The organism is Frankia nepalensis, assembly GCF_016786325.1.
GTDB classification, from domain to species: Bacteria; Actinomycetota; Actinomycetes; order Frankiales; family Frankiaceae; genus Pseudofrankia; species Pseudofrankia nepalensis.
This window is the reverse complement of record NZ_JADWYU010000173.1, coordinates 24,501-34,264: the sequence shown is the minus strand read 5'-3', so window position 1 is coordinate 34,264 and position 9,764 is coordinate 24,501. Positions and strand designations below refer to the sequence as shown.

General features: G+C 69.3%; 8 protein-coding genes and 1 tRNA gene. 5 read left to right on the top strand and 4 right to left on the bottom strand.

Going from position 1 to position 9,764, the window contains the following annotated elements; all coding sequences use genetic code 11:
* Positions 1–77: 77 nt before the first annotated feature.
* Positions 78–1,481: a family 2B encapsulin nanocompartment shell protein gene (locus tag I6A81_RS26555; protein WP_203002521.1), complete on the bottom strand. Its 1,404-nt coding sequence runs from the start codon at positions 1,479–1,481 to the stop codon at positions 78–80.
* On the opposite strand from I6A81_RS26555, the gene I6A81_RS26550 reads away from it, so the two are divergent.
* The 4 genes from I6A81_RS26550 (at position 1,480) to I6A81_RS26535 (ending at position 6,292) form a co-directional block, all read left to right on the top strand.
* Positions 1,480–1,758: a hypothetical protein gene (locus tag I6A81_RS26550; protein WP_203002520.1), complete on the top strand. Its 279-nt coding sequence runs from the start codon at positions 1,480–1,482 to the stop codon at positions 1,756–1,758. The two genes, I6A81_RS26555 and I6A81_RS26550, sit on opposite strands and share 2 nt — an antisense overlap.
* Positions 1,759–3,610: 1,852 nt before the next feature.
* The gene (locus I6A81_RS26545) at positions 3,611–4,021 is read left to right on the top strand and encodes a hypothetical protein (RefSeq protein ID WP_203002519.1); all 411 of its coding nucleotides are present in this window, start codon (positions 3,611–3,613) and stop codon (positions 4,019–4,021) included.
* A 616-nt stretch (positions 4,022–4,637) separates the two neighbouring features.
* On the top strand, positions 4,638–5,198 hold the full coding sequence (locus tag I6A81_RS26540) for an RNA polymerase sigma factor (protein WP_238428904.1): 561 nt from the start codon (positions 4,638–4,640) through the stop codon (positions 5,196–5,198).
* Complete coding sequence (locus I6A81_RS26535) at positions 5,195–6,292, top strand: CU044_5270 family protein (protein WP_238428903.1); 1,098 nt, start codon at positions 5,195–5,197, stop codon at positions 6,290–6,292. Before I6A81_RS26540 ends, I6A81_RS26535 begins: the two co-directional genes overlap by 4 nt.
* A gap of 158 nt (positions 6,293–6,450) precedes the next feature.
* On the opposite strand, the gene I6A81_RS26530 is transcribed toward I6A81_RS26535, so the two are convergent.
* Together I6A81_RS26530 and I6A81_RS26525 are read right to left on the bottom strand one after the other, a co-directional pair.
* Positions 6,451–7,014 carry a hypothetical protein gene (locus tag I6A81_RS26530; protein WP_238428902.1) on the bottom strand — a complete coding sequence of 188 codons (564 nt, stop codon included), beginning with the start codon at positions 7,012–7,014 and terminating at the stop codon, positions 6,451–6,453.
* Positions 7,015–7,308: 294 nt separating this feature from the next.
* The gene (locus I6A81_RS26525) at positions 7,309–8,508 is read right to left on the bottom strand and encodes a helix-turn-helix domain-containing protein (protein ID WP_203002516.1); all 1,200 of its coding nucleotides are present in this window, start codon (positions 8,506–8,508) and stop codon (positions 7,309–7,311) included.
* A gap of 215 nt (positions 8,509–8,723) precedes the next feature.
* Here I6A81_RS26525 and I6A81_RS26520 point away from each other — a divergent pair, with 215 nt between their 5' ends.
* Positions 8,724–9,233: a hypothetical protein gene (locus I6A81_RS26520; protein WP_203002515.1), complete on the top strand. Its 510-nt coding sequence runs from the start codon at positions 8,724–8,726 to the stop codon at positions 9,231–9,233.
* Between the two features lie 376 nt (positions 9,234–9,609).
* Here the strand turns inward: I6A81_RS26520 and I6A81_RS26515 are convergent.
* A tRNA-Arg gene (locus I6A81_RS26515) sits at positions 9,610–9,681 on the bottom strand.
* Positions 9,682–9,764 lie beyond the last annotated feature (83 nt).

Sequence of the window (9,764 nt, the reverse complement as noted above, 5' to 3'; positions counted from 1 at the left end):
AAAGCTCGATCGGCACGGCACTCGGACCAGGCATAACCCCAGTCTACGATCAGCCCAAAAACTTCAGACTCGGAACACTAGCGCCCGATCTCCACGTTCTCGAGGATGCCGAGCGCGTCGGGGACGAGGACGGCCGCCGAGTAGTAGGTCGTCACGAGATAGGAGATGATCGCCTGGTCGCTGATTCCCATGAAACGGACCGACAGACCCGGCTCCAGCTCGTCGGGAAGGCCGACGTGGTGCAGCCCGATGACGCCCTGGCTGTCCTCGCCGGTGCGCAACGCGAGAATGGACGTCGTTCCGGACGGGCTCACCGGAATCTTGCTCACCGGAAGCAGCGGAACGCCACGCCACGCCGGGACGTGCTGGTCATGGAACAGCACGGTGGCCGGATAGATGCCGCGCGCGGTGCACTCCCGGCCGAACGCGGCGATGGTCCGCGGGTGCGCGAGCAGGAAATGCGTGCTGCGCCGGCGGCTCAGCAGCTCATCGAGGTCGTCCGGGGTCGGCGGTCCGCTACGGGTGTGAATCCGCTGGCGCAGGTCGGCGTTGTGCAGGAGACCGAAGTCGGGATTGTTCACCAGCTCGTGCTCCTGGCGTTCCCGCAGCGCCTCGACGGTGAGCCGGAGCTGTTGCTCGAGCTGGTTCATCGGCTCGTTGTAAAGGTCGGCGACGCGGCTGTGGACGCGCAGCACGGTCTGCGCCACGCTCAGCTCGTACTCACGGGGCGACAGCTCGTAGTCCACGAACGTCCCCGGCAGCGCCGGCTCGCCGGCGTGGCCGGCCGCGATCGTGATCTCCGCCTCGCCCTGCCTGTTCTGCGCCGGCGTCGGGCGGGCGCGGTAGCCGTCGATCCACGCTCGCAGTTGGTCGGAGGAGTCCACGATCTCCTGGAACCGCTGGCGGGGCAGCGCGAGCACCGTCGTGCCGGTCAGCGCCCGCACGGTGTAGTCCCAGGTGGTGTCCGCGTCGACGAGCACGTCGTCGCCGAAGAACTCGCCGTCGCTGAGGATGCCCAGCGACCGCTCGTCGTCGTAGGCGCCCGGGCCGTACTTCCCGACCTTGCCATGAGCGATCAGGAAGACCTCGTCGGCGGCGTCCCCGGCCGACACGAGCACGTCCCCGGCGGAGTACTCGCGCTGGACGAAGCTGTCGGCCAGAGCGGTCAGCTCGCCGCCGTCGTAGCCGCGCAGCGGCGGCAGCTCGGTGAGCTCGGCCGGCACGACCCGGATCTCCGAGCCGGTGCTGACGAAGGTGACGAGCCGGTCGCCCACGACGTAGGTGAGCCGCCGGTTGACCCGGTACACGCCGCCGGCGGTGTGTACCCACGGCAGGACCCGCAGCAGCCAGCGGGAGGAGATCTCCTGCATCTGCGGGACGGACTTGGTGGTGGTAGCGAGATTCCGCGCGGCCGCGGTGCTGAGACTCAGCTGCTTGTCGAGCACCTCGACGTCGGTGGTGGAGCTGACAGGCTCGGTCATGGCATGCATCACCCATCTGTGTGGCGCGGTTGATCGCTTTCCCAGGCACCGGCGCGTCCCGCCGGGCCACGAGAAGTCCGAACCGGCCGACGACCGCGCGACGCCGGTGATTCTTCTGATTCTCCGGCCGGTGTTTCTTCGCGCGGTTTTCGGGGACATTCTCGGGCGCGCCGGGTCGCGGCTCCGTGACTGGGGATTGACCGCGCGGCATTCCCTCGCCGGCGGCGCGGTGCGAGCTTCCCTCGTCCCGCCCGGAAACGGCAAGCACTTCGCCTGACCAGTCCACGGCTGACCCGAACTGACGGTCCGGTCTGGTCCGCCCGATCATCAGGCGTCATACACACCGTGAGGAGCGCCGTCACGCATCCGAACTGACTTGTCTCCAGCCGAGCCCTGAGCGGTGGCGCTGACGCCGCGGGCCAGGCGCCGCGCCGGCGATTCCCATGCCGTCTCGGCGAGCATCGGGGGTACGTCCGTCATCGAGCGGGCCTACCCGTCGGGAGAATATTCGGCGCGGCCGGGCGGCGGATCGCGCCGCGGCCGCCGCGGCCCGCCATGCTCTTTTCTGGCGTGGGATTTCTCCGGCGGCCGGCGAGCGAAGCCGAACCTTGGCCGTAGGGCACCCGAGCGGCCCGAGAAATCCGTCGGCCGTCGGACCGGCCGGCAGGCGACAGCCGACGCGACATCCCGCTCGGCCGAGGCGGTGGGCCGCCCCGGCGGAGTTCCATGCCGCCGAGCGTCGGCCGAGGTCCGCGCGGTGCCCCATGCGGCCCGCCGGCGTGCCGCGCGCCGGCCGCGGCCGGTTCGTCCCCGCCGCGGCTGGCCACCCGCGGCGGTGGGAAGGGAGGCCGAAACTCGGCCCTGGCAAGGGGAGGACGTCGGATCCGACCGCGCTCGTGTGACGGGACTAGTCCAAGGCGTGGGAACTCCGGGTCGCCCGGCCCCGCGGCCGCGCCAGGAACTCCCTGCCGCCGCGCGGGCCAACGGAAGGCGACCGGGCATTTCACCACCCTGAATAACAAGGTGATCGCGAGAGGCGGAGAAGGCCGGCGGCCCGCGCGGCCATGCTCACCCAATCGCCTTTATGCGCCTACGCATGGCTCGCGGATTCACGGGCGGCGCGTTCACGCCCGCGGCGCGGCGACATGGGCACACGATGCGTAACTGCCGGTACGCGTGACTGGCCCCTCATCACCCGAAAGAATTGTTTTTCCACCGCGGCGACTGGCTCGTTCTGACCACCGATGACTACCGGACGTGACCGCCGCGAACACGGCGGCAGGGCGCGAGACCAGCGTCTCGGCCGGCAGCGCGGGCCGTCTCCGGCCGGCCACGCCGCGCCCCGCCCGCCCAGATGTGCCCCCTCCGACGGGCGGGCGGTCATGCCGCGTGCGCGGCTCTCCCGGCGGCGGGCCGCCTCGGCCGCTGTCCGCGCCGGACCGGTCAGACCGATCTCGACTGAGGAGAACTCGACCGGCGGTCCGGCCCGGGGTCACGGCCGACACCAACGGCCGGATCCACGACCTGATCGTGTGGGAACTGGTCATGCCGGCAGCGATACACCCGGCGGTCGAGACGCCCGTTCGGCAGGGACGCGAACTGCGGCGTGACAGCGGTGCCGCCGGTCCGCTGGGAGGCGGCGAGGGCCCTGCGGGCCTGTCCGCTGGTAGGTCGTTTTTCCTCTGCCGAGTCGGAGCACCAGCCCCTGGCCGCGAGGACCACGCAGCGCCTTGCGGATGTTGGGCGCGGAGAGCCCGAGCTCATCAATGAGTTCACGGACGGTTCGTCCGGCTGGTCAGGGTTTCGCGGACGCGGCATTCCCTGGTGCCCAGCTTGGATGCGGTCGCCGTCTGGGGGCGTCGGCGGCGACGCGTGCGTCGAGGCCAGCGAGGCAGGCAGGCAGGCCGCCGGCGGCGGGCTTGACCTCGGCCTCGGTGTTGTCACCTCCCACCGCGCCCAGACGGCTGATCATCTCTCATCCACGTCCGGTGGCGCGCCGGATATAACCGCAGGACGTTGCATTTGCGGTTATATCCGGCGGCGCCAACGCGCGAGGCGTCGAGCCGGGTAGGCCGCGCAGTCGGAACGCCTCGAGCCCGGCTCCCGCGTGAACCCGCGACCAGGCTTCGTTGGACGGGCTGGCGCTCCGCCGCCTCACCTTCAAGATCGACGCCTATGACCGGCTCGCCCAGGCGACCCGCATCCACACGCCGGTCCTGATCTGGACCACCACCCTGCGCCGCGAAGCCCGCCTGCGTGAGGTCCTCGCCGACGCGCTGCGCAACCTTGATGACCCGGCGCGGGTACCGGTCGCGACGACGGCCGCGGACCTCGCCGAACCCGACCAGCATCTGGACGCCACCCTGACCCGCTGGCTACCCCCTGACCCGGGCCGCTACTGGTCGCCTCAGCCTGGGCCAGCTGGCCGGCCTCTGGCCACCCGCCGCCAAGCCCCTGACCGACAGCTCCGCGGCCGACAGCGACCTCGGGCGTCCGACACGGCTCCACCCGCCCCAGCCGATGCCACCCGCGGGCCCTGATCCCCAGCAGCGCGCGGCCTGACCGCAACTCCGCGGGATCCCCTCGGCTCGAACGGGTCCGGCTGCCGCAACCGGCGGATCGCGTTTGTACGGGACCCGGAGCCGCCCACCGAGAAGGCCAAGCCGAGGCGTCCGGTGCCTCCCCCACCTGGCCTTCAAGATCAATGCTTGCCGGGAGCTCGTGAAGGCGACCCGGATCGTGAACCCGGTCCTGATCTGGACCCCGACCGTCCGCCGTGAGACCCGAAGTGAACCCACCGGTCCCAGGGGGCCAGATTTCAGGAAGCGGCGACACCAGCTGTTCACTTGAGCCACGGTGGATCGCCGTCCTGTACCCGGCCAAGTCCGGTGCTCGCGGATGATGGAATCACCGCTGCCGTCGTTGACCGCCTCGCCAGCCTGTTCGGGCCCTGGCCCGATGACCCGCAACAGCGAGTGCAGGGTGCCGCGGTGGCCGTCACCGAGTACCCGCCGCCGCCGGTCCCACACCTTGCGACCCAGTGCACGCGCACCCGCCAGATCACCCACATCGGGGATGTAACCGCGCGGGGGGTGCTGGACATGAACAGGACGACGCCCCGCGGAAGGACTGTCCTTGTTGCCTGCCAGTTCGGCCATGCCCTCGTTCGAGGCGCTGTTCCGGGAGCACAGCGGGGCGGTCCTGCGGTTCGCGCAGCGACGCCTTGGTAGTGACGAGGCCGCCTGGGACGTCGTCTCGGAGACCTTCCTCGCGGCCTGGCGGCATTGGCAGCGCCGACCCGCTGCCTCGGAGGAGACCCGGGCGTGGCTGTACGGAATCGCCGGCAATGTCGTGCGTAACCAGCGCCGCGCGGGGATCCGGCGGCTACGGCTCGAAGCCCGGATGGTCGGGTTCGGGCTGGCCACGGACCCGACCGCCCTGACCGATGAGGACATCGCGGACGAGGCGGTACGCAGAGACCTTGCCTGGCAGGCGTTGGAGCGACTTTCTCCGGATGACCGGGAGATCCTGCAGCTCGCCGGCTGGGAGGGGCTGGACCTTCGCGGCCTGTCGATTGCTCTGGCGGTTTCCACCTCCACGGCGAAGGTGCGTCTGCACCGTGCCCGACGCCGTCTCGAGGCAGCCCTGGCGGAAGCCGCCTCGACGCCGACCGTCACCGAACCCACAGCCTCGCTCACCTTCAAGGAAGGGTCATGATGTCCGACCGCGACGACCGTGGCGACATCGACGATCTCGTCGTTGTGCGCGCGCTCCTCAGCGCCTCCAACCCGGTGGCGGACGGCCCCCTCAGCGCCCTCGAGCAGCGGCGAGGGGAGCACCTGCTTGCCCTCCTGCTCGCCGACACGTCCGCCCGGTCCCACCGGCCTGGGCGCAGACCTGGTCGAGGCGCCGCCCTGCGCCGCCGGGGCGTCCTGACGGCGGCGGCCACGGTCCTGGTGATCGCGAGCGCGCTGGTGGGGCTCACGACCGTGCGAACACACGACCGGGCCACGGCCACGCCCCTGCTGCCGGAACCTCTCCTCACCGCGACCACGGGTGATCATGATCGTGCCGTGGCGGCGTTGTCGGACGCGGCCCGCCGGCAGCGGGGGAGCGCGCAGGCCGGGACGGGTCCTGTCCTCTATGCCCGCAGCCAGACCTACGGACTCGATGTCGCCATCGCCGACCACAAGTCGACGACCACCGCTCGTACGACGATCACGGACCTGTGGCGTGACCACGATGGGACGGTGCGGACCGACCGATACATCCAGCAGGTCGACCGCGCCGGCGGGGACATCGGCGGTCCGACCCCCGCCGACGACGACCGGTTCGAGGGCAGGTCCGACCGTCCACCGGCGCCCCCGGAGTTCGACCCGGCCCTGACCCCCACCGACCCCGCGCAGCTACTGGCGAGACTGAAGGCCCGTGCCACAGCAGACGGTTACCCCATCGACCTCACGGTCGCGCACGATGTCCTCAGCGCCCTGCGTTCTGGCCTGACGAGCCCGGCACAGAACGCCGCGCTATACGACGTCCTCGCCACGATCCCTGGCGTCTTCGACATGGGGCCGGTCCGCGACCACGCCGGCCGGCCTGGTCATGCGGTGGGCCTGGTGGTTTCTGACCAGTCCAGTCTCAGTCTCGCCATCGAGTATGTGATCTTCTCTGACACTGGTGCGCCGCTGACCATCGAACAGGTCGCCGCGACACCGCCCCCCGGACTGCGCCTTCCCCCTGTCCCGACCGTCGAGAGCTACACCGAGATCATCACGACCCGGCGCGTTCCCACCGTCGGCGCCACCACGTGACGTCCGTTGACGCGCATTGGCTGACAACGATGACAGCACGGAGGGCAGCGAAAGCAGAACCGATCGCGGCTGTCAGGGTAACCGCTCGGTTCATGAGCTATCCCGCCCTCCGTGCCATCAGCCCGCTACATGTAGCAGTTACGCGCGGTCACGCTGTTCTAGCAGCCCGGCGCCGGAGGGTTCGACGGCTTCTGCAGGAAGACCTGATCCGCCGGCCTACTAGGATTAAAAGTGATCGGGCCGGCGCCCGGAGCTATGTATTGACAGGCCCCACCGGCGTAACGGAAGTACGACTTGCAGGTGTTGAACCTGTTGGACCACGATTCGACGTAAAGCGGGATGGTGACCCACTGGTTCAGGTTCTGCCAGTATCCCCAGTCGCGAAACTGCAGGTGATGGTTATTGCCGTACAGATGGGTCCAGTCCGTACAGTCGTACCCTAGGGTGCTTGCTGGAGCCGCCTGCGCCTGCTCGGCCGTGAACGCCTCTGCCTCGGCCTGGGTGTCGAAGCAGTAGACGTCGGTCGCCGAAACCACGGCGCAGCTCGTCGCCCCGTTCCAGGTCTCCTTGTCCCAGGGCAGGAGCTTGCCGTTGTAATGCTGAGTGATCGTTGGGGTGGTTGCCGCCGACGCGGGGGAGGCTATGACGCCTCCACCGAGAAAGATAGTGGCTAGGACGGAGGTACCTAGGGTCAGGATAATGCGTGCAGCCTTACTGATCAAGTTTAGGCTCTTTCCCTTCTGGCGCATGGACCCCTGACGGGAACGAGACTATGGACCATGGGGAGGCTTCCCGGTAGCAGCGTAGAGTGAATAGGACCTGGGTCCTTTTGGTGGAAAGTACCTCCAATGTAGCCGGCCCTCTGTGCACATCCAGCATGCGGACCTACTCCACCGGGCTCCCGCCTCGGTTCTGGTATCGAAGCGCAGGCGCAAGGGATGCTTCAAAGTCGTGAGCTGTGTTTGGCATACCGAAAATTAGGCAGCCGGACACCTCAGCGGCCTACCGGTCGCGGCCTACCGGTCGAGGCCTATCCAGGTGGCGAGGGCGCGCAGGGGCTCGGTGGAGCGCTTTTCGGCAAGGGCGATGGCGGCGACGGTCTCGCGGACCATCGGGTGGTACCGCGTCTGCTGCGGTGCGACCTGGCGGGCTACCTGGAGAGACCGGACGGCGGCCTGGCGGTCTCCGGCGAGGAGCTGGCCTCTGGCGAGGTCGACATAGTGGTGGCCGACTCGGCTCGGGGTCATGTCGGGTGCGATGCGTAGTGATCGGTGACGGGTGAGGGCGAGGCCGGGGTTCATCAGCTCGACGGCGAGGCCGACTCCCCAGATGCCGACGTTGGTGGGGCCGAAGGAAAGGCCGTAATGATTGTGATCGCCTCCGATGCGACGGGCGCAGACAGTGGCCTCGTGCCAGTGCTCGTTAGTGCGGTCGGCGTCGGCGGCCCGTGCCGTGGCCAGCGCGGACCGGAGGTGCAGGTAGCCGTAGACGGATACGGCCTCGGGTCGGTTTTCGGCAACGAGGGGTTCGAGGTCATCGCGGGCGCGTTGCAGCAGGGCCAGGGCCGTGTCGGGGTCCCCGACGGCCACGAAGTCCTGGGCGCGCTTCGTGACTCCGAGGGTCATGCACAGCGGGTCGGCGGACTGGGGCGCGATCACGTCGTACTGGTCGGCCAGGACCAGGGCGAGGTCGAAGTAGCCGAGTCCCCGGGTGAAGCCGCGGCCGGCGCCGATCGCCTCGGCCCACAGGCGCATGACCTGCTCGCGTTGGTGGCCGTCGTACATGTGGGACGCCAGGCGGAGGTCTGCCAGAACTTCCGGCAACTGGACTCCGACGGCGGCGAGGTCGCCAGCCTCGGCTCGGCCGGACAGCTCGGCGACGGCGGTCCGGAGTTCGGCAACGCTCGGCGCGGGCCGGTCTGTCTCCGGCGCGAGGAAGGCCGAGAGGATCTCCCTGCGCAGCGGCGGGACCAGATCGTGGATGGCGTGATCGCCGCGTCCGTTGAACCGGAATGGCTGGCCGGTGAGCTGCCCACGGTCGAGGTCGAGCGCACGGGAGACGGCGCTGATCAGTGCGGGGGAGGCGGGGCGCTTGCCCTGCTCGACCTTCGTCAACAGGCTGTGGGACACGTGCGCCCGGTCGGAGAGATGGCGCTGGTTCAGCCCTCGGAGCTTGCGTTCGGCAGCGATCCTCGCGCCGATATGCACACCGCTCATATGCCGCCGCCGTCCTGGTGACCATCGCCATGTCGTGACCATCGTCATCCACGCGCCCTGTGCCCAGAGTAGCCGTGTCGGACATGTGGGCATCGTGTGTCATCTCGCAGCGTTCCGACCCGCCTACCGTCCGGTGCTACGTCCGGGGCCGAGCTTTCGGCAAGCCGCGTGCGCCTGGACGCCCTGGTCGCGGCGGTGGAGGTCATATGGCGAAGATGACGGCAGTAACGATCACCATGGGTGATCGGGACGACTCCCGGCCGGTGACGGTCGACGTGCCGGTGTTGTCGCCCCCGGACGGAGACAGCGTCGTGCTGGCCAGGTCGCCGTGGGCGAGGAATCGGAACGATGGCGGACCGGGTCCGCTCGCGGTGGTCTGGCTGCATCGGGCCTACCTGGTCCGGTTCGCGCTCTGCTTCGCGACCGAATGCCCGCAGGTCGAGACGGTCGTGATCTGGCCGCTCGGCGTCCCACCCGAGCTTTCGGCAGCCGCGTTCACGGTGGGTCGTGCCCTCGGCGCGCGTCGGCCGGCGGGAGGCGCACCGCTGATCACCTGCCCAGTTCGCCCACCCATGAGGCGAACTCGGCCGGCGCTCCAGCACAAGGTCACCGCTGACGTGAACAGACAGACATTCGAACTGATCGTCTGGGAACTGGTGGTTCCGGCAGCGGTTCACCCGGCGGTCGCGGCTGCCCGTTCGGCTGTGACGCGGATCGCCGCGTGAGCTGATCAAGTGGCGCCCACGGTCGGGGCGTCGGAACCGTGCGTCCTGTCAGACGCCAGGGGCGCGGCGATGCGCCCAAGCAGACGTGAGGGGCAATAACGGCGGCCTCTTCGGCCTCTGGCGTCGGACAAGACGTTCCAAATGCCCCAGATGTCTGACCGGAGGCGGCTGGTAGCGGGCCGCCACCCCGCCAACGCCTACGTTGCCCGATGCGGCTCCAGGCGGGGAGGCCCGATCTTCTCGCGATGCCGGGTACCGAAGCGTCGGGCCGCCTGGACGGTCAGGCTGACCACGAGTGTGGGTAAGCGGCGGTCAAGATCTAGACCGGCAAATCGGCCGCCGCTAGAATCGGCCTCGCGGCCTGGGCTTTCGTGGGTGCCCCCGGCAGGATTCGAACCTGCGCACCTGCCTCCGGAGGGCAGTGCTCTATCCCCTGAGCTACGGGGGCGTGTCCGACCTGACCGTTTCGCGACTAAATCAGATGATCGCGCGCTTGGTCGCCGGTTCGCCTTGGCAACGAGGCATACCGTA

Coding starts and splice junctions, on each gene's coding strand:
- I6A81_RS26525 (WP_203002516.1), bottom strand. CDS start 8,508: ATGAGCGGTGTGCATATCGGCGCGAGGATCGCTGCCGAACGCAAGCTC.
- I6A81_RS26535 (WP_238428903.1), top strand. CDS start 5,195: ATGATGTCCGACCGCGACGACCGTGGCGACATCGACGATCTCGTCGTT.
- I6A81_RS26540 (WP_238428904.1), top strand. CDS start 4,638: ATGCCCTCGTTCGAGGCGCTGTTCCGGGAGCACAGCGGGGCGGTCCTG.
- I6A81_RS26550 (WP_203002520.1), top strand. CDS start 1,480: ATGGCATGCATCACCCATCTGTGTGGCGCGGTTGATCGCTTTCCCAGG.
- I6A81_RS26555 (WP_203002521.1), bottom strand. CDS start 1,481: ATGACCGAGCCTGTCAGCTCCACCACCGACGTCGAGGTGCTCGACAAG.
- I6A81_RS26520 (WP_203002515.1), top strand. CDS start 8,724: ATGACGGCAGTAACGATCACCATGGGTGATCGGGACGACTCCCGGCCG.